Annotated in this window: 16 protein-coding genes and 2 pseudogenes; 8 read left to right on the top strand and 10 right to left on the bottom strand. The window is 69.7% G+C overall.

Annotated features, from left to right (window positions below; genetic code table 11):
* Positions 1 to 149 precede the first annotated feature (149 nt).
* The gene (locus tag AB0D27_RS34715; protein ID WP_362516566.1) at positions 150 to 827 is read right to left on the bottom strand and encodes a TrkA family potassium uptake protein; all 678 of its coding nucleotides are present in this window, start codon (positions 825 to 827) and stop codon (positions 150 to 152) included.
* Positions 827 to 1,498, bottom strand: coding sequence for a TrkA family potassium uptake protein (locus AB0D27_RS34710; protein ID WP_362516564.1), 672 nt, complete (start codon positions 1,496 to 1,498; stop codon positions 827 to 829). Before AB0D27_RS34710 ends, AB0D27_RS34715 begins: the two co-directional genes overlap by 1 nt.
* A gap of 379 nt (positions 1,499 to 1,877) precedes the next feature.
* On the opposite strand from AB0D27_RS34710, the gene AB0D27_RS34705 reads away from it, so the two are divergent.
* Together AB0D27_RS34705 and AB0D27_RS34700 are read left to right on the top strand one after the other, a co-directional pair.
* A complete protein-coding gene (locus AB0D27_RS34705; protein WP_362516563.1) occupies positions 1,878 to 3,926 on the top strand; it encodes an APC family permease in 2,049 nt (682 codons plus the stop codon).
* Between the two features lie 74 nt (positions 3,927 to 4,000).
* Positions 4,001 to 5,332, top strand: a complete 1,332-nt coding sequence (locus tag AB0D27_RS34700) for a TRAM domain-containing protein (protein WP_362516561.1) — start codon at positions 4,001 to 4,003, stop codon at positions 5,330 to 5,332.
* 206 nt (positions 5,333 to 5,538) lie between these two features.
* On the opposite strand, the gene AB0D27_RS34695 is transcribed toward AB0D27_RS34700, so the two are convergent.
* From AB0D27_RS34695 to AB0D27_RS34680, 4 genes and pseudogenes are all read right to left on the bottom strand, one after another.
* Complete coding sequence (locus AB0D27_RS34695; protein WP_362516559.1) at positions 5,539 to 6,855, bottom strand: hypothetical protein; 1,317 nt, start codon at positions 6,853 to 6,855, stop codon at positions 5,539 to 5,541.
* 162 nt (positions 6,856 to 7,017) lie between these two features.
* Positions 7,018 to 7,158: a hypothetical protein gene (locus tag AB0D27_RS34690; RefSeq protein ID WP_362516558.1), complete on the bottom strand. Its 141-nt coding sequence runs from the start codon at positions 7,156 to 7,158 to the stop codon at positions 7,018 to 7,020.
* Positions 7,159 to 7,272: 114 nt separating this feature from the next.
* Complete coding sequence (locus tag AB0D27_RS34685) at positions 7,273 to 7,491, bottom strand: hypothetical protein (protein ID WP_362516573.1); 219 nt, start codon at positions 7,489 to 7,491, stop codon at positions 7,273 to 7,275.
* Positions 7,428 to 7,900, bottom strand: a pseudogene (locus tag AB0D27_RS34680) (polysaccharide deacetylase family protein). Before AB0D27_RS34680 ends, AB0D27_RS34685 begins: the two are co-directional and overlap by 64 nt.
* 644 nt (positions 7,901 to 8,544) lie before the next feature.
* Between AB0D27_RS34680 and AB0D27_RS34675 the strand changes: the two are divergent.
* The 3 genes from AB0D27_RS34675 (at position 8,545) to AB0D27_RS34665 (ending at position 12,860) form a co-directional block, all read left to right on the top strand.
* Complete coding sequence (locus AB0D27_RS34675) at positions 8,545 to 9,339, top strand: hypothetical protein (RefSeq protein WP_362516572.1); 795 nt, start codon at positions 8,545 to 8,547, stop codon at positions 9,337 to 9,339.
* 910 nt (positions 9,340 to 10,249) lie between these two features.
* Complete coding sequence (locus tag AB0D27_RS34670; protein ID WP_362516556.1) at positions 10,250 to 11,503, top strand: hypothetical protein; 1,254 nt, start codon at positions 10,250 to 10,252, stop codon at positions 11,501 to 11,503.
* A gap of 847 nt (positions 11,504 to 12,350) precedes the next feature.
* Positions 12,351 to 12,860 (top strand): MarR family transcriptional regulator, encoded by a 510-nt coding sequence (locus AB0D27_RS34665; protein WP_362516554.1) that lies wholly within the window; start codon positions 12,351 to 12,353, stop codon positions 12,858 to 12,860.
* Here AB0D27_RS34665 and AB0D27_RS34660 read toward each other — a convergent pair.
* From AB0D27_RS34660 to AB0D27_RS34645, 4 genes and pseudogenes are all read right to left on the bottom strand, one after another.
* Positions 12,809 to 13,570: pseudogene (locus AB0D27_RS34660) on the bottom strand (enoyl-CoA hydratase/isomerase family protein); the annotation flags it as partial. The gene AB0D27_RS34665 and the pseudogene AB0D27_RS34660 sit on opposite strands and share 52 nt — an antisense overlap.
* Positions 13,571 to 13,584: 14 nt before the next feature.
* Entirely contained in the window at positions 13,585 to 14,355 is a 771-nt protein-coding gene (locus tag AB0D27_RS34655; RefSeq protein ID WP_362516553.1) for an SDR family oxidoreductase, read from the bottom strand.
* A gap of 24 nt (positions 14,356 to 14,379) precedes the next feature.
* Positions 14,380 to 16,122 (bottom strand): hypothetical protein, encoded by a 1,743-nt coding sequence (locus AB0D27_RS34650; RefSeq protein WP_362516551.1) that lies wholly within the window; start codon positions 16,120 to 16,122, stop codon positions 14,380 to 14,382.
* 106 nt (positions 16,123 to 16,228) lie between these two features.
* Positions 16,229 to 16,648, bottom strand: a complete 420-nt coding sequence (locus tag AB0D27_RS34645; RefSeq protein WP_362516549.1) for a TOBE domain-containing protein — start codon at positions 16,646 to 16,648, stop codon at positions 16,229 to 16,231.
* Between the two features lie 175 nt (positions 16,649 to 16,823).
* Here AB0D27_RS34645 and AB0D27_RS34640 point away from each other — a divergent pair, with 175 nt between their 5' ends.
* The 3 genes from AB0D27_RS34640 (at position 16,824) to AB0D27_RS34630 (ending at position 18,920) form a co-directional block, all read left to right on the top strand.
* Positions 16,824 to 17,213, top strand: coding sequence for a cell division protein SepF (locus AB0D27_RS34640; protein WP_362516547.1), 390 nt, complete (start codon positions 16,824 to 16,826; stop codon positions 17,211 to 17,213).
* Between the two features lie 220 nt (positions 17,214 to 17,433).
* Positions 17,434 to 18,591 (top strand): ATP-binding protein, encoded by a 1,158-nt coding sequence (locus tag AB0D27_RS34635; RefSeq protein WP_362516546.1) that lies wholly within the window; start codon positions 17,434 to 17,436, stop codon positions 18,589 to 18,591.
* On the top strand, positions 18,588 to 18,920 hold the full coding sequence (locus AB0D27_RS34630) for a nucleotide pyrophosphohydrolase (RefSeq protein WP_362516544.1): 333 nt from the start codon (positions 18,588 to 18,590) through the stop codon (positions 18,918 to 18,920). The genes AB0D27_RS34635 and AB0D27_RS34630 overlap by 4 nt, the downstream gene beginning before the upstream one ends.
* Positions 18,921 to 19,108 lie beyond the last annotated feature (188 nt).

Below are 19,108 nucleotides of genomic sequence, written 5' to 3'. Positions count from 1 at the left end.
GTGCTCTTCCTACCTGCCGACTGCGGCGGTCCGGGGGCGGGCGGCTACACGGATTCGCCGCTTACTAGGTGGGGGGCGCCCGTAGATCTCCGGGCGCCCCCATCGTCGTACAGAAATCGACTAGCTCGTCACCGTCGTACAGGAATCGACTAGCTCGTCGCGTCCTCTCGGCGCACCGACAGCAGATCCTCCAGCTGTTCCTCGCGGGCCTGGGCGGCCACGAAGAGGAGTTCGTCGCCTGCCTCCAGGGAGTCCTCCTGGGAGGGGGTCAGGACGCGGGTGCCGCGGATGATGGTCACCAGGGAGGTGTCCTCCGGCCACTCGACGTCGCCCACCGTGGTGCCCGCGAGGGCGGACTCCGGCGGCAGGGTCAGCTCGACGAGGTTGGCGTCGCCGTGGCTGAAGCGGAGCAGCCGGACGAGGTCGCCGACGCTGACGGCCTCCTCGACCAGGGCCGACATCAGGCGCGGGGTGGAGACGGCGACGTCGACGCCCCAGGACTCGTTGAAGAGCCACTCGTTCTTGGGGTTGTTGACGCGGGCGACGACCCGCGGGACCCCGTACTCGGTTTTCGCGAGCAGGGAGACGACGAGGTTGACCTTGTCGTCTCCCGTGGCCGCGATGGCCACGTTGCAGCGCTGCAGCGCTGCCTCGTCCAGGGAGGTGATCTCGCAGGCGTCGGCGAGCAGCCACTCCGCCTGCGGGACGCGCTCGACCGAGATGGCGGTCGGCGCTTTGTCGATCAGCAGGACCTCGTGGCCGTTCTCCAGGAGCTCGCCCGCGATCGAGCGGCCCACGGCGCCGGCACCGGCAATGGCGACCCTCATCAGTGACCGGCCTCCTCTTCAGGGCCCTGGGCGAATGCCGCCTCGACCTTGTCCACCTCGTCGGTGCGCATCATCACATGCACCAGGTCGCCCTCCTGCAGCACCGTCTGCGACGACGGCAGGATCGCCTCGCCCAGCCGGGTGAGGAAGGCCACGCGCACGCCGGTCTCGTCCTGGAGCCGGCTGATCCTGTGGCCGACCCAGGCCGCCGAGGTGTGCACCTCGGCGAGCTGCACTCCGCCGGTGGGGTCGCGCCACAGCGGCTCGGCGCCCGACGGCAGCAGCCGGCGCAGCATCTGGTCGGCCGTCCAGCGGACGGTGGCGACGGTCGGGATGCCGAGGCGCTGGTAGACCTCGGCGCGGCGGGGGTCGTAGATGCGTGCCGCGACGTTCTCGATGCCGAACATCTCGCGGGCCACGCGGGCGGCGATGATGTTCGAGTTGTCACCGCTGGAGACCGCGGCGAACGCCCCGGCCTCCTCGATGCCCGCCTCGCGCAGGGTGTCCTGGTCGAAGCCGACGCCGGTGACACGACGGCCGCCGAACCCGGAGCCCAGTCGTCGGAAGGCGGTGGGGTCCTGGTCGATCACGGCGACCGTGTGCCCCTGTTGCTCCAGGGTCTGGGCAAGAGCGGAACCCACTCTTCCGCAGCCCATGATGACGATGTGCACGACCGTCCTTCCGCATGTGAATGATTACGGCTCAGGCTAAACAGGGTCTCAGACCGCCGCCCAAGCTACACACGCGCGGTCCTGCGGGGGCACCCCTGCACACGATCAGTGGCTGGGCGCGGTCAGCGGCGTGTGATGCTGCGGACACTGGCGAGGGTCAGGAATCCGAGGCCGACGAGTCCGGCGGCGGCGCCGATGAGTTCCGCGGTGACATGCATGGAACCTCCATAGCGGGACGTGGGCGGGGTTTTGTCATATAGACACAGGGATCGGCGGGGCCACGGAATCCGCAGCGGGAGCCGTCCCCGTTTTCACTCGTAGAGCAGATGCGGGACGCCGGGTGGGCGGCCCCCAGTTCGAACCCTTAGGCTTCTCTGTTGTGTCCAAACTGACCGACGTGCCCAAGCGGATCCTGATCGGGCGCGCACTGCGTAGTGACCGGCTCGGAGAAACGCTCCTGCCGAAGCGCATCGCCCTACCCGTTTTCGCTTCCGACCCGCTCTCCTCCGTGGCGTACGCCCCCGGAGAAGTACTGCTGGTCCTTTCCATCGCGGGTGTGTCGGCGTACCACTTCAGCCCCTGGATCGCGGCCGCGGTCGTCGTGCTGATGTTCACGGTGGTCGCCTCCTACCGGCAGAACGTGCACGCCTACCCGAGCGGCGGCGGCGACTACGAGGTGGCCAACACCAACCTCGGGCCCAAGGCCGGACTCACCGTCGCCAGCGCCCTGCTCGTCGACTACGTACTCACCGTCGCCGTCTCCATCGCCTCCGGCATCGAGAACCTCGGCTCGGCGGTCCCATTCGTCGTCGAGCACAAAGTGGCCTGCGCGGTCGCCGTCATCGTGCTGCTCACGCTGATGAACCTGCGCGGAGTCAAGGAGTCCGGGAAGCTCTTCGCGATTCCGACGTACGTCTTCGTGGCGGGCGTCTTCATCATGATCGCGTGGGGCGCCTTCCGCGGACTCGTCCTGAACGACACCATGCAGGCGCCGACCGCCGCCTACCACATCAAGGCCGAACACCAGGGACTCGCGGGCTTCGCCCTCGTCTTCCTGCTGCTGCGCGCCTTCTCCTCCGGCTGCGCGGCGCTCACCGGCGTCGAGGCGATCTCCAACGGCGTCCCGGCCTTCCGCAAACCCAAGTCCAAGAACGCCGCCAGCACGCTCGCGGCCATGGGCCTGCTCGCCGTCACCATGTTCTGCGGCATCATCGCCCTGGCCATGGTGACCAAGGTCCGGATGGCCGAGAACCCGGCCACCGACCTGATCCACAACGGGGTCGCGATCGGCTCCGGATACGTCCAGAACCCGGTGATCTCCCAGGTCGCCGAGGCCGTGTTCGGCAAGGGCAGCTTCCTGTTCATCGTGCTGGCCGCCGCCACCGCGCTGGTGCTGTTCCTCGCCGCCAACACCGCGTACAACGGCTTCCCGCTGCTCGGCTCGATCCTGGCCCAGGACCGTTACCTACCGCGCCAGCTGCACACCCGCGGCGACCGCCTCGCCTTCTCCAACGGCATCGTGCTGCTCGCCGGCGCGGCGACCATGCTCGTCATCATCTACGGGGCGGACTCCACGCGCCTCATCCAGCTCTACATCGTCGGTGTGTTCGTCTCCTTCACGCTCAGCCAGACCGGCATGGTCCGGCACTGGAACCGCCACCTGGCCACCGAGACCGACCAGGCCAAGCGGCGCCACATGATGCGCTCCCGGGCGATCAACGCCTTCGGCGCCTTCTTCACCGGCCTGGTGCTGGTCGTCGTCCTCGTCACCAAGTTCACGCACGGCGCCTGGGTGGCGCTGCTCGGCATGGTGATCTTCTACGCGACGATGAGCGCGATCCGTAAGCACTACGACCGGGTCGCCGAGGAGATCGCCGCCCCCGAGGGCCCCTCCGACGACAGCGTCCGCCCCTCCCGCGTCCACTCCGTCGTGCTGATCTCCAGGATCCACCGCCCGACGCTGCGCGCCCTCGCCTACGCCAAGCTCATGCGCTCCGACACCCTCGAAGCGCTCAGCGTCAACGTCGACCCGGCCGAGACCAAGGCCCTGCGCGAGGAGTGGGAGCGGCGCGGCATCGACGTACCGCTGAAGATCCTCGACTCGCCTTACCGCGAGATCACGCGGCCGATCATCGAGTACGTGAAGGGCCTGCGCAAGGAATCGCCGCGCGACGCGGTGTCCGTGATCATCCCCGAGTACGTGGTCGGCCATTGGTACGAACACCTGCTGCACAACCAGAGCGCCCTGCGCCTCAAGGGCCGCCTGCTGTTCACGCCGGGCGTCATGGTGACCTCCGTGCCCTACCAGCTGGTGTCCTCCGAGGCGGCGAAGCAGCGGGCCCGCAAGCGGCAGGAGTGGAACGCGCCGGGTGCGGTGCGCCGCGGTCCCGCAGACGAGCGCCCGAAGGAGCAGAGCGCGAAGAACTGACGCTGTCGGGGAGCACGTAGACTGGTGGGCTGTTGTCCGGCCGTACCCCCTTTCTCACCTGGAGTCACCCCACCATGCAGGCAGAACCGAAGAAGTCGCTGGTGGGGGACGAGTACGAGGTCGAGATCGGGCCGGTGGCCCACGGCGGCCACTGCGTCGCCCGTACGACCGAGGGTCAGGTCCTCTTCGTCCGGCACGCGCTGCCCGGTGAGCGCGTCGTCGCGCGCGTGACCGAGGGCGAGGAGGGCGCACGCTTCCTGCGCGCCGACGCGGTGACGATCCTCTCCGCGTCCAAGGACCGGGTCGAGGCGCCCTGCCCCTACGCCGGTCCCGGCCGCTGCGGCGGCTGCGACTGGCAGCACGCCAAGCCGGGCGCGCAGCGCCGCCTCAAGGGCGAGGTCATCGCCGAGCAGCTGCAGCGGCTCGCGGGCCTCACGCCCGAGGAGGCGGGCTGGGACGGCACGGTGATGCCCGCCGAGGGCGACAAGCTGCCCGCGGGCGAGGTCCCGGCGTGGCGCACGCGCGTGCAGTACGCAGTCGACGCCGACACCGGCAAGGCGGGCCTGCGCCGTCACCGTTCGCACGAGGTCGAACCCATCGAGCACTGCATGATCGCCGCCGAGGGCGTCAGCGAGCTGGGCATCGAGGAGCGTGACTGGTCCGGCATGGCCTCCGTGGACGCGATCGCCGCGACGGGATCCCAGGACCGCATGGTGATCCTTGAGCCCCGGCCCGGCGCCCGGCTGCCCCTCGTCGAACTCGACCGGCCCGTCTCCGTGATGCGCGTGGAGGAGAAGGACGGCGGCATCCACCGCGTCCACGGCCGCGCGTTCGTGCGCGAGCGCGCCGACGGCCGCACCTACCGGGTCGGCAGCGGCGGCTTCTGGCAGGTCCATCCGAAGGCCGCCGACACCTTGGTGCTCGCCGTGATGCAGGGCCTGCTGCCGCGCAAGGGCGAGATGGCCCTCGACCTGTACTGCGGCGTCGGCCTCTTCGCCGGCGCCCTCGCGGACCGCCTCGGCGACCAGGGCGCGGTCCTCGGCATCGAGTCCGGCAAGCGCGCGGTGGAGGACGCCCGCCACAACCTCGCCGGCTTCGACCGGGTCCGCATCGAACAGGGCAAGGTCGAGACCGACCTCCCGCGCACCGGCATCACCGAGGTGGACCTCATCGTCCTCGACCCGCCCCGCGCCGGCGCCGGCAAGAAGACGGTCGAACACCTCACCTCCCTCGGTGCCCGCCGCATCGCCTACGTCGCCTGCGACCCGGCGGCCCTCGCCCGCGACCTCGCGTACTTCCGCGACGGCGGCTACAAGGTGCGGACACTGCGGGCGTTCGATCTGTTTCCGATGACGCATCATGTGGAGTGCGTCGCCATTCTTGAGCCGGAGGCCAAGGGCTCCTGACCTGCGATTTTGCGCGTGTGCATGATGTGCGGTGTGGCGTTACGGGCGATATCTTGACGCTGGAATGACGCTCATTTGACCTGTGCGTCAGCGCCGGCTCATCACGCCGTCGAAGCCGGCATGGGAAACCGGCGGTCCGAGGTCGGCCGCCGATGTCCTTGTGGACAGCCGGCCGAACACCTCTGCGGCCGGCCCGGCGTGGTCTCTCACCATGTCCAGCCGTGGCCGCCGCTGTTGTGGGACAGGGCCAGGACGGCGGTGGCCACGGCGAGGTACTGGGTCTGGCGGCCCTGGCTGAACAGGGCCGCCAGGGCCCAGGCGGGAGCCGTGTACCACGGCATCGACCACGGTGCCGCGAGGACCCAGGCGAAGGCCAGCGCGAACGGCAGGGCGATGACGGAGGGGGCGTCCGGAGCGGCGCGGCGGCGTAGCGCCCACGCCAGCGCGAGCATCACCACCGGCCACAGCACGCTGACGATCGCCGCGGTCGAGTCAGGGCCCAGGACCGTGGTGGCGCACTGATCGAAGACCGCCCACAAGGAGGGTGCGGAGACCAGTCGGGAGGCCGCGGAGAGCGGGGCCAGTGCGTGCGTGCCGTAGGCTCCGTAGAGCGCGGCCAGGGTCAGCGCTGCCGCGCACGCCTGCCGGGCGGCCGGTCGCCAGCTGCCCGAACGCAGCAGCGGCCAGGCCAGCCCGACACCGAACAGGCAGGCACTGATCTTCACACCGCAGGCAAGGCCGACCAGCCCTCCCACGATCAGGTCGTGGTGCCACCGGGCCGTCCTGCGGGCGAGGTGAACCGCGCAGACGGCCAGGCCTGCGACGAGGGTGTCCAGGTGCCCACCCTCGACCAGCACACCGATCAGCAGCGGATTGACACTCCACAGCAGGCCCGCACGGACTGGATCGTCGGCGGTCCGCAGCAACAGGTACCCGGTACCCACGAAGACGGCGGCGTTCGCGAGCATCAGCGCCCAGATGGTAAGCCACGGCCGCTCCTGGCCGATGAATGCCGCAGCGCCCTGCCACCACGTCGCCACCGGCCCGTACACGGAAGGTGTGTTCCGCCACGCCTCGCTCACCAGGTGGGCGTACGCGCCGCCCAGCCGGGCGGGAGTCGTCACGTACGGGTCACCGCCGAGCGCGGCGATGCGGCCGTACGCGGCGTAGCTGGCCGTGTCGGAGGAGCCGACGGGGGTGAGGTTGGCGACGGCGAGCGCGGTCATGGCGCCGAGCCGGAACAGGAGCCGGGCATCTGGTCTCCAGCCCCCCTCATGGGCCTTGAGCATGCCCAGCGTGCCCCAGCACGACAGCACGATGGCCGCGATCGTGGCCGTCTGGGAGACGATGCCGGCCATGGCAGGCAGCCGGAGCCAGGGGATCGGTGTCCTGAGCGTGTTGTGGTTGGGCGCGCTCGCGCCGACCAGAGCGAACAGTGCGATACCGGCCCCGGCCATCCACACCGCTGGGCGCGGTATCGGCCGGTCGACGACCATCGGCTTCCGCGGGGGAATTCTCCGCATCGGGGCCGCGAGACGCAAAGTCCACCCATTGTGGTTGGTCGTCAAAGTCACTCTCCCGGGTGTTGCTTCAATTCGCGGCGAGGGCTGCCATGACGATCTTGCCCGCGAACTTGTGGCCGCCCTCGCTGCTGTCTAGCACCACGGCCGCCGCCGCATGGCCGCTCACCGCTCCTCCGGCAGATTGCCCAGCGGTTGCCGCAGCAGCTCTTCGTCCGTGGCGGGCATCCTGTCGACGAACCGGGCGAGCACGGCCTCGGGGTCCGGGTCGGACTCCAACACCTGGTGCATCCGGCGAGCGGTCATGCCCTGACGTCGGTGAGCGGACAGGAATGAACGACTAAGCCAGAGCCGATCGTCTACATAGCTGTAGACGATCGGCGGCTGCAGGGGGTTCCCGCAGCTCGTGTCCGGCAGCGGCTATCCGTGGTCGCGGAGCGGGCCGACCTCGTAGCCTCGCTCCGTGCAGGTCGAGGATGGGGGGAGCGCGTCGAGGGCCGAGCGCCAGGTGCCGGGGGCCGAGGTGCAGTCCGAGTCCCGCAGCAGGATAGTGCTGCTGCCGTCGAGGTCCGCGGTCACCGTGCGGTGGACCGACTCGGGTGTGGCCCGCCGGTCCAGTCCTCGCCGCAGCAGGTCCACAGCACGGGGGTGAGTTCGAGGCGCCGGGCTGCCACGTGGGCGGCGGTGGACATGATGCCGTACGGCGGGCGGAAGAGCGTCGGCCGGGTGCCGGTGATGTCGGCGACCGTGCTGCGGGCGCGGGCGAAGTCGTCGTAGTCGCGCGCGGGCCGCGCAGCAGCAGGGGCCGGTGCCGCCAGCCGTGGACGCCGATCTCGTGGCCCGCCGCGGCCATCTCGCGCACCACGCCGGGGGAGCGGTGGGCCTCGTTGCCGAGCAGGAAGAAGGTGGCGCGCACCCCGCGCTCGTCGAGCAGGCGCAGGAAGAAGGGGGTGGACAGCGGGTCTGGCCTGTCGTCGAAGGTGAGGCGTCTTCGCGAAGTGATCGTTGAAGGGAACGAGGCGCTGCCTCTGCAAAAGGCGGGGCGCACCTGCGCACGGGTGCGGCCCGCACTGCATCGCTACCCTGTGACCTGCGAAGACGTAATTTATGCGATTTGGTAATGGATATGTAGATTGAATTCGCCGACGGTCCTTGACTCTTCCGAGTAGGACTGTGCCTTCCTGCGCGGGTGGTCACCGGGACCAATGGCAACGTGGTCCCTGGCCCAATGCCGCCGGTAGCGGCTCGGAACTGCAGGACGCCGGTGTGAACGAAGTAGGTCACGGACCAGGCGGTAGCCGTGGGGCGGGGGGTCGAAGACGCCGGTGAGGACCTTGACCAGCATTTCCGACAGGGCGCAGCCGATGAGGATGCCTCCGGCCAGCCCGGTGACGGCCAGGAGCAGGGCCTCGGTATGACGACGGCCCGAACCGGTCGACGCCGCAGTCAGGCGGTCGCGCGTCAGTGGGCGCTGGAGCGGTGCTCGGAGTGTTCAAGGCGGTTCTCTTCCGTCACGTGGGCAGGGGTGGGACGGAGGTCCGCTATAGGGGAAGTGGGCGATATGTGTGTGCATGGCGCCATGGTGCCCGTGCGGGACGGGCGGGGTGGGTGACGCGCGCCGGCAGTCAGGATGCGTTCAGGTGCCCGGTGGCACGGTCGGGCAACGTGACCTATGAAGCGTGTGAGAGTCAGGTGGTTCCGCAGGCCGGTCTGCCCTCCGGTTCTCGGGGCCGGCTGCGTTCGAACAAGGTGCCCGAGGTCACCGTCTACTTCTGGATCATCAAGGTGCTGTGCACGACTGTCGGCGAGACCGCGGCGGACCTGCTGAACGAGAAGGCGGGTCTCGGGCTGACCGGTGTGTCGGCGCTGATGAGTGCCCTGCTGGCTGTCGTCCTGGTGGTCCAGTTCCGCTCCAGCGCCTACCGGCCGGGCGTGTACTGGTCGGCGGTGGCGCTGATCAGCGTCGTCGGCACGCTGATGAGCGACAACCTCACCGACAACATGGGCATGCCGCTGGAGACGAGCGCCACGGTCTTCGCGATCGTCCTCGCGGTCGTGTTCGCCGTCTGGCACCGGCGCGAGCGGACCCTGTCCATCCATCACATCGACACCACCAGCCGCGAGTCCTTCTACTGGCTGGCGGTCCTGTTCACCTTCGCACTCGGCACCGCAGCCGGTGACCTGGTGTCCGAGCGCATAGACCTCGGCTACTGGCTGTCCGCCGTGCTCTTCGCGATGGCCATCGCCGCGGTGGCCATCGCGCACTTCGCGCTGGATCTGGACGCGGTGTGGAGTTTCTGGATCGCCTACATCCTGACCCGCCCGCTGGGCGCCTCGATCGGCGACTACCTTTCCCAGCCCACCGGCAACGGCGGCCTCGACCTGGGCGCCGTCGTGACCAGCGCTCTGTTCGTGGCGGTCATCCTCGGACTGGTCACCTACCTCTCCGTCACCCGCAGGGATGTCGCCGAACCGGAGCACCCGTAGGGGTACGCGGCCTGAGCCACGAGCCAGTCCGATACTTCCTGCCGTCAGCTGCGGCCGCGCTCGACTGCTGGTTCATCCCACCCGTGGAGAAGCACGCACAGGTGGTCGAGCGAAGGCAGGGGAGTTCAGCCAATAGGCGCCGAGAGTACGGCGCTGCTGGTCGTCGGGAGAGTGGGGTGTCGGCGGCGGTTGAATCAGAATTCGGCCCGCCGAGAGTGGGGGACGACCGTTACGGAGGAGAGGTGCGTTTGTGCATGGAGCCATGCTGCTCGTGCTGCACGAGTGGGGCGAGTGATACACGGTGGCAGTCAGGATGCGTTCAGGTTCCCTCTGGCACAGTCGAGCAGTATGACCAATGAAACCTCTGAGGGTCAGGTGGTTCCAGAGGCAGGCACCCAGCAAGGAGGCCGGCGGCGAGTCGGCGAGCAACCAGCCGAGGCGGCCCCACACCGCCTCTCCGGCACTGGGTAGGGAGTGACAGGAGAGCCTTTGCGTGGCCAGGAGGGGGAGGCCGCACGGGGGATCGGGCGACGCGAATTCACGCGCTCCGCAGATTGAATTCTGGGACGAAGTTCCCAGAATTTCGGCCAAAGGCGTTTCCTGCATCACACGGCGCAATCTCAAGATCCCGCCTATAAGGTATGTCGCCCCCGGGTCATAACAGGTGTACAGAAAGTCCTTGCGCAGGCCAAGGAAAGAATAAAAGCAGAGGTCATTCCGGGAAATGCGAACCGTGCCGCGGATATCGCCCCCGGCGGCGCGGCCCGGGCGGGCTTGACGAGCAATCGAAGTCATCCCGCCGTTCTGCGGATCCGAGGCTGCGCTTGTCTACACAGTTGTAGACAGTTACCGTTCCGCAGACGTGAGGGGCGTCCCCTCTGTGCTGCCGCCCGTTCTATGTGAGGGTTACATGACAACTGTGACGACGCCCGAGAGCTCTCGGACGCATGTCAAGCAGATGCTGAACAAGGTTCCCGAGGTCACGATCTGGTTCTGGATCATCAAGATCTTGTGCACCACGGTCGGCGAAAGCTTCGCCGACTGGATCAATATGAACCTCGGCGTCGGCCTGATCAACACCTCATTGATCTTCACCGTGGTTCTGGCCGGTGTTCTGGGCTGGCAACTCACCACCAAACGCTACGTCCCGTTCGTGTACTGGCTCACCGTCGTGGTGGTGAGCGTGACCGGCACTCTGTACACCGACATCCTCACCGACAGCCAGGGCGTTCCCCTCGCGCTGAGCAGTAGCGTGTTCGCCGGGATCCTCGCCGTCGTCTTCGGGATCTGGTACGCCCGCGAGCGGACCCTGTCGGTCCACACCATCACCACCCGCCCCCGTGAGCTCTTCTACTGGCTCGCGGTCCTGGTCACTTTTGCCCTCGGCACCGCGACCGGCGACTGGACCCTGGAACTGACCGGCTGGACCCCGGGCGTCTCCGTGCTCCTGCCTCTCGGGTTGATCGCCACGATCGTCTTCGCGTGGCGCCTCGGTGCCAACGCGGTGCTCTCCTTCTGGCTGGCCTACATCCTCACCCGCCCGCTCGGCGCCAACCTCGGCGACTGGCTCGGCTCGCCCAGCGGCGACGGCGGCCTGGGCCTCGGCACCGCGGCGACCAGCGTGATCTTCCTGGCCGCGATCCTCGCCACGGTCGTGTACCTCACGCTCAGCCGCAGCGATGTCATCGAGACCAACGACCTCACCGATACCCCACGAGCGCTGAACCCGGCGCGTGAGCGGATCATGCTCGGTTACTACGCCGTCGTAGCGGTCGCGACTGCGGCTCTTCTCATCTGGGCACACCACCAGCCCCACGCGGCCGCGGCCAGCGAGTCCGAAACCCCGGCACCTGTGACCGCCCACCTCACCCCGAAGCAGGCGACGTCGCCGTTCCCTCCGGCTGAGATCGCGAAGCTCCGCACGATCACAGCTGACACCCTGGCAAAACTCAACTCGGGCAACCAGCAAGCCGCGACCACCCGAGTGACCGGCCTCGAGACCGCTTGGGACGATGGCCAGCCCACCCTTGAGCCCAAGAGCGAGCAGTCCTGGCACTTCCTCGACAGCGAGATCGACCAAGTCCTGACGGCACTGCGCGCTTCGAACCCCGACAAGGCCACCGAGGTCAAGGCACTCAACACCCTCCTCACCTCACTCAGCTAACTGGCCACGATGCCGGACTGCCTCGACGCATCCTCTGCGCCGGGGCAGTCAGCATTCCGAACCGCACTCGGCACATGGATCGCCAACCGCCGCGGCCGCCAGGCCGGCCAAAGGGCTGAGCGGGCACGGCATCGCTGTGGTCGAGGAACTGGTGGCCGACGTCCTGGTGACAGACCTGGCTGGAGCGATTCGGTAAGGACGTGGTTCCAGTTGGCCGTGACGCTCGTTTGACGTTTCGAGCGTCTGACGGGCCCTCCAGCAGGGCCGTAACTGCCCTCTGGCCTGGGATCACTCAAGATCCTCTCTCCTATGACATCTTTCCGGCGACTCATCATGTGGAGTGCGTGGCGATTCTGGAGCCTAGCCAAAAGGCCCTCTGAGCTGCTGCTTCTCCGCGGGGTGGCGGTCTGTCCGACCGGGCGGCCGCCCCGACTTGCGGACCGTTCATGAAGGCGGTCAGCCGGGCGGGGAAGAGCGGTAGTGGCTGCCGTGGATCGAGCCCCTGAGGGCGATGCCGACGGCCGAGCCGACCTCGCGGGCCGGCGGGGGCGACGCCCTGCTGGTTGCGACCGAGTGACCCGGTGATGGCCGAGGGGCTGAGCGATCAGCGCCAGCGCATCGGCCTCACTCCATCGGCGGTCAGCGCGGCGAAGGCGGTGGTGTGGGGCGTACCAGGCCTGACTTGGGTGCGTACGGTCAGTGGGCTGACGACGAGCTTGGCCGGGCGCGGCAGGCGCCGCAGCCGCGCCGAAGCCGACGGGTGCCGAGCACCACCCGGAGTTAGTTGAGTCAAGCAAACTAATCGTTCATTTACTTGACTTAGGCAATTAGCTGATAGACTAGGTACATGCCCACCACACCGCCGAGAGACGCTCTCCCCACGACCGACATCGTGGAGATCGAGGGAGCCCTCAACCGCATCTCCTACCTGACCAGCCGGGTACGCCAGCACGAACGCCTGATGGCGCTGGCAGGGGTGTCGCTGGACCGCGCTGCCGTGGCGCTGCTGCGGCAGATCGCCGATTCGGAGCCGATGCGTCTGGGTGAGCTGGCGAACCGCCTGGCGGTGGAGGCGTCCCATGTCACCCGGCAGGTGCAGCAACTCCAGAAGGCCGGATACGTGACGCGCGTCCCGGACCCGGACGACCGCCGCGCCCAGCGCATCGAGATCACCCCGACCGGCCGGGAGGCGATCGACCGCGTCCGAGAGGCGAGTGTTCGGGGCATGCAGGTCGCCCTGAAGTCCTGGTCCCCCGAGGAACTGCGGCAGCTCGCCACGCTGTTCCACCGGATGGTCGACGACTTCTACTCGGCGGAGGACGTGGACGTGACGTATGAGGCGGGGGCGCGGGCCTGAGGGAGCGGGGCGGCATACGGGGTTGTGTGCGGCGTACGCGCCTGCGGGTGTACGGCGTTGCCGCGGGCGTACGTCATCGCCGGCTGTACGCCCGGAGCGCGGCGCCGGGAGCGGATGTGCCGCAGGGAGTGCGCCGGCCGGCGGACGACCTTCCCGCCGGGGCCGGGACGCCTGATCCGGCCAAGCCGGATACCGCCATACCTGACCCGGCCAAGCCGGATCCCGCGAGGCCTGCCCCGACGAGGCCTGACCCGGCCAAGCCTGATTCCGCGTGGCCTGACCCGGCCAAGCCTGACCCGGCCAAGCCTGCCCCGGCCAAGCCGGATTCCGCGACGCCTGACCCGGCATAGCCGGATCCCGCCAACCCGCCCGCCATCTCTCGCCGGTGACAGCCTGGGCTCGGCTGTCGGCGGAACGTTGTGCGACTCCAGCGGATCACTCGGCCCGGAGGGGGCGGCCTCCTGTCCGGACCGGGACGTGACGCTCACCTTCCGGGCGCTGAGCGCTGCGGTGACCTCGTCGAAGAGGCCCCACGCGAGCGCCTCCCCGGCGGTCAACGGCTCGCCGGACAGGGCGAGATACGGGGTCCGCTTCCGGCCGATGCGGACCAGGAGGCTTGCCGTGCCGCCGGCGCCCGGGATCAGCCCCATGCCGATCTCGGGCAGCCGGATCACCGTGTCCGGCGCGGCGAGAGCGCGGTTGGCGAACGCCGCGAGCCTGAACGCTAAACGCTGTAGCCCCCGTCCACCCCCAGGGCCTGCCCGGTGATGAACCCCGCGCGGTCCGAGGCCAGGAACGCGACCGCCTCGGCGATGTCCGTCGCGGCACCGAAGCGGCGCAGCGGGATGTTGCGCCGGGTGATCTCGAGCGCGGTCTCGTCGAGTTCGCCGGAAGCGATCAGGCGCGAGGCGATGCCGTCGGTGAGCATGCCGGGGCCGACGCAGTTGACGCGGACGCCGTAGCGCCCTTCCTCGGCGGCCAGCGCCCGGGCGACCGCCTCGACCGCGCCCTTCGTGCCCGACGAGAGTCCGTCGCGGACGGGGAAGCGGCGAGTGGCGACGGTGGTGACGGCGACGATGCTGCCCCGGCTCTCCCGCAGCCGGGGCAGCGCGGGATGGACCAGGTTGAAGAACGCCCCGGCGTCCGCGTCGAGTTGGGCGCGGTACTGGCTCGGCGTGACCTCGCTCAGATGCACCATCGGCACGTGCGGGCCCGCCGCGTACACGAGCGTGTGGAGAGCGCCGAACGACGAGGCGGCCTCGGTGACGGCAGTCGCCGAGGCGGACTCATCGGCCAACTCGACGCGCAGTGCCCGTACTCGACGCCCGAACTTCTTGACCTCGCCGAGCAGCCCGTCCGCAGCCGTCTCGTTGGCGCGATACGTGAACACCACGTCGCTGCCACGCTCGGCCAGTATCCGTACGATCGCCGCGCCGATACCACCGGTGCCGCCCGCGACGAACGCGACACCTTCCCGACCCGAGAAATCCGACATCACCGTCCCGAGGATAGAAGGGAATCAGGGACTGAGCGCCGACCTGTGGACGTCCGTGCTCGACAGGGTCATCGGCGACGCCGACACGGCCCGTACCCGGATGCGGACGCCCGCGCGGGGGAGGATGAACTTCCCGTCGGGCGGCAGGAGTTCGTAGCTTGCCGAGCCATGTCCGGGGAGCGTGGCCGGGCCGGCCGCGACGGACCAGTAGCGGCTCATGCCCTGGCCCGTGGTCAGGGTGAAGTGGGGGCTCAGTGCCGCATCGCCCAAGTTGGTGACCCGGACGGTGAGTTCGGTCACGGCGCTGGTGGTCCGGCGCGCCCCGACGACGTCCATACGAAGGGGCGGTGAGCCGGTCACCGCCAGGGTCACCGCCACCGCGGTGGGGGCCAGCAGCAGCACGGCCGCGGTGATCCTGGCCGTGCGCCCGTGCCGGCCGCGCAGGAACGCCGGCCGGGGCTGCCACGCGGTGGCGAAGGACTGCCAGGGCGCGGTGACGGCCGCGGCCAGCCACAACGGGGTCATCAGCAGGTAGTAGCCGTCCTGCGAACGGGTCGCCACATAGAACGCGCACCAGGGCAGGATCGTCGCCGCGGGCCCCAGCCGCCGTACGAAGAGCACGAAGAGGCCCAGCAGGGCCGCGGCCAGCAGCAGACTGGCGTGCGAGTACCAGGCCAGCCGGTCGCTGCCGTCGGTGAAGTACAGCGAGATGCCGACCAGGCCCTGGCCGTGCACGTTCGCCTTCTGGGTGAGCGGAAGCGCGATACCGGACATCCAGGCGCGGGGTTCGCTCACGATGAAGTACGCGTTGATCAGCAGCCACGTCGAGGCGGCCACGCCGACGATCCGGCCCACGGCGACAGCGGCAGCACGCGGTCCCAGGTCACCGCGGCGCAGGGCGTAGACCCCGGCCAGCAGGAACGGCGTGAGGAACCAGGGCAGTTGCTGGGCCGCGCAGGCCGCGCCCAGGCACGCCGCCCGCACCCAGTCGCCCCGGTCGCCGCTTCCCATCCGGGGCCAGCCCACCACCACCGGGATGAGCAGGGCGCAGGCGACGATCGCCGGATAGCCGAGCCGGGCGTACGCCGGCAGCAGACCGAGGCCGAGGCAGACCAGCGTGGCCGCGGAGCGCCACGGCACCGGCAGCATCCGCCACATCACGATCGCGCCCACGACCAGGGCCCCGACGCTGACCAGCACCGCGGCGGCGGCGCCGTGGCCGATCCACAGCAGAGGGGCGGTGAGCATCAGGCACAGCGGCGGATAGCCGTACGTGTAGTCGTAGCCGCCGTCCATTGTCCCGGTGAGGGCGACGCCGTGACCGAAGAGCCACGGCCAGGGCCGCCCGTAGACCTGGTGCCCGGCGAGGAACTCATGGGCGGCCTGCGTGGTGAGGACCGACTCGTCACTGCCGACGTGGTTCATCGCGTAGCCGCACGCGGCCAGCACGACCGCGGTGACGAGGATGCACAGATCGAGCCGCGCGAGGGTACGGCCGCGGCGTACCACCAGCGTCAGCACGCCCGTGACGAGGATCGAGGCATAGCAGAGCGAGACGACCGCGGCCACGACGAGACGGTGGCTCGCGGCCTGCGCCCACAACGGGCGCATACCGATGAAGAGGCTGACGTCGGCGAGCAGCGTCAGTACGCGGTGCCACTGGGCGGGCGCCTCGTCCGGGTGCCATTGCGCGGGCGCGGCATCGGGCGAGGCCTTCGAGGGGGCCTGTCGACCGGTGGGCGACGGCTTGGTTTCTGCCAAGTACACGGCTCCAGACCGTAATTCCCGCAGGTGAGCGGCGCGCGACTGGACGTGAAGAGTCCGGTGTGAGGCGGGTAAGAAGCGCGGCCGTCCATTCTGTGGGCGCGTGTTGTCACGCGTTGGAGAGGGACACCTCGGTGGACTTGATGAGCGCCACGACCTGCGAACCGGCGTCCAGGCCGAGCTCCGCGACCGCGTCCTTGGTGATCGCCGAGGTCAGTTCGCCGCCCGCCACCTCGATCTTCACCCGGGCCATGGCGCCCCCCGTGACGACGCCGGTGACCGTGCCCGGCAGCTGGTTGCGGATGCTGACTCCGTTCACCGGGCCGGTGGCCAGGGACACTTCCGTCGACTTCACCAGAGCGCGCACCGTGGAGCCGGCGCTCAGGCCCAGCTCCTCGACGGCCTCCAGAGTGACGGCCGCGGTGATCTCCTGGCCGCCGTCGAGCCGGACCTTCACCGTCGCCATCACCTCACCTGGGGTGACCGAGGTGACCGTGCCGGGCAGTTGATTGCGGATGCTCAGGCTCATGACGGGGCCTCGATTGCGATGAAGGGCGGGGAGATTGGTCGACTATGAGCAGTTTGCCGTAGTCGCCGCCCTCCTGGCCGCGTTGCGGACCGTGTCGCTGTTGGGCCGAACGGGTGACCATGCGTAAGAATTGCCCGGTGCAGATACCGAGTGCGAGCCAGGACGGGGTGGACGGATGAACAGCCACGACGTCACCGACGAACAGTGGGAGGGGCTCGCCCAGGTCGTTCCGTTGCGGGGCCGGGACGCGTGGCCGTCGGCGGTCGGCCACCGGTCGATAGCCGAGGCCGCGACCGAGGCGCGGCGCCGCTTCGTGGTCCTGCGGGTCAATGTCTTCGCCGACGCCCGCGATGTCGCCGAGACGCTGATGGCGGGGGTCCCGGTACTCCTCGACCTGACCGGCGCGGAGACCGAGGTCGCCAAGCGCGTACTGGACTTCAGCACGGGAGTGGTCTTCGGCCTGGCGAGCGGCATGCACCGAGTCGACCGGAACGTGTTCCTGCTGACGCCGCCGGGCACCGAGGTGCGGGGGCTGATGGAGGGGGCGGGGGTTCCGGGGGCCTGATCTGGAGGGGGCGGGGGTTCCGGGCCTGATCGCGACGGAGGCCGGGGGCCGGACGAGTGGTTCCGGTACGCAACCCGGCGACGGGTTGCGGTACGGGAACCGGGTGGCGACGGTCGTACGACGGTTCCGGCGCCCCGAACCGGGCGGCTGGATCCCTCGATCGTAGGAAGGTCCCCCGGGCGGAACGGTTCCTCTGGCGGTGTAGGCCTACCGTCCGGATATGACCGTGTCATCCCCCGAGGCCCCCGCGGCGGCGGAGGCGCGCCCCGACCGTCCGGGCGTCACCGAGCTGCGGCTCGCCGCCTTCGCCACCCACCGCCGCGTCCGCCTTCCGCTCGGACCGCTCACCCTCGTCAGCGGTCCCAGCGGTAGCGGCAAGACCACCGCCCTCAGGGCGTACGAGGCGCTGGCGCGGCTCGGTGGCGGCGGTGAACTCGCGGAGGTGTTCCCCGACCCGGTCGCCTGTGTGCCCGAACGGGCGCGCCCGGACGCCCAGCGGCGGCGCGGCTTCCGCATCGGCTGCACGGTGGACGGCCCGGAGGGCCCCGTACGGCTCGACATCGCCGTACAGGCCGAGCCCCAACTGCGCATCGTGGGCGAACGGTTGACGGCGGGCGGACAGACCCTGCTGGAGACGGCGCTGCGCGACCCGGGCCGCCCCTTCGTCCAGGCGGCCTGGCGCACGGCCGGCTCCTCCGCGGTGACCCGGTGTCCGCTCCCCGACGACCGCCTCGGCACGGCCCTTGTGCCACTGCGCGTCGCGGGCCGGACGGACGGCGAGCGCCAGGTCCTCGCCGCCGCGGAACAGATGGTGCTCGCCCTGCGCTCCGTCTACGCCTGCGATCCCAGCCCGCGACGCATGCGCGCCCCCGCCCCGGTCGGCGCGGGCCGGCTGCTGCGGGGCTGCGGCAACCTCGCCGAGGTGCTGTGGCGCACCCGGTCGGAGTGCGTCCACCGCTACGGGCACCTGGTCGCGGCGGTCCGCGCCGGATGCGCGGGCCCGGTCACGGACGTACTGGCCGAACTGCTCGGCGACGGCACGATCCGCGCGCTCCTCGACCGCGGCAACGGCGTCCGTACGCCGCTGGGTCTGCTCGGGGACGGCGAATTGCGGTATCTGGCGTTGGCGCTGGTGCTGCTCACCGGGCCCGGCGTGCTGGAGGTCGACCAGGCCGGGGAGGTCCCCGCGGCCCTTCAGACGCTCACGGTCCTGGCCGACGGCTTCGACCGCCGCTTGGACGCCCGGCAGGCGGGGGAGCTGGTACGGCTGGCGGCGCGGATGTGCGAACGCGGGCACATCCGGCTGGTGGGCGCGGTGAGCGACCCCTCCTGGGCCTTCGGGGTGCCCGGGATCGCGGTGGTAGACCTTGAGCCGTGACAGAACTGGACGTAGCGAAGCTGCAGCGCCGACTGGCCGCGTTCGCGGCGGCGCGGAACTGGCAGCCGTACCACACCCCCAAGAACCTGGTCGCGGCGCTGAGCGTGGAGGCGTCCGAACTCGTGGAGATCTTCCAGTGGTTGACCCCCGAGGAGTCGGCCCGCGTCATGGACGACCCGGACACCGCGCACCGTGTCACCGACGAGGTCGCGGACGTCCTGGCGTATCTGCTCCAGCTCTGCGAGGTGCTCGGCATCGACCCGCTCGCGGCGCTCGACGCGAAGATCGACCGGAACGAGCGGAGGTTCCCGGCGCCGGAGGGTCCGTGACAGGCACCGGAAGCCGTCCGGCGCCTCGCGGGCGAGGGCGTTCATCACTCTCCGGAGTCATGGAGTTATCCACACTCATCTCCGTGTCCACAGATTTCGGGCTTCCTCTGGCTTTCCGTCTCAGCGGCCTTCACTCTGGGTAGTGAACAAGGGAGTGCGGGCGGACGTGCGACGAGCACGTCAGGACA

The sequence above is a fragment of the Streptomyces sp. NPDC048415 genome, assembly GCF_040651675.1.
GTDB lineage: Bacteria > Actinomycetota > Actinomycetes > Streptomycetales > Streptomycetaceae > Streptomyces.
Note: the sequence above shows the minus strand (reverse complement) of the source record. Positions and strands in the feature narration are given on the sequence as shown.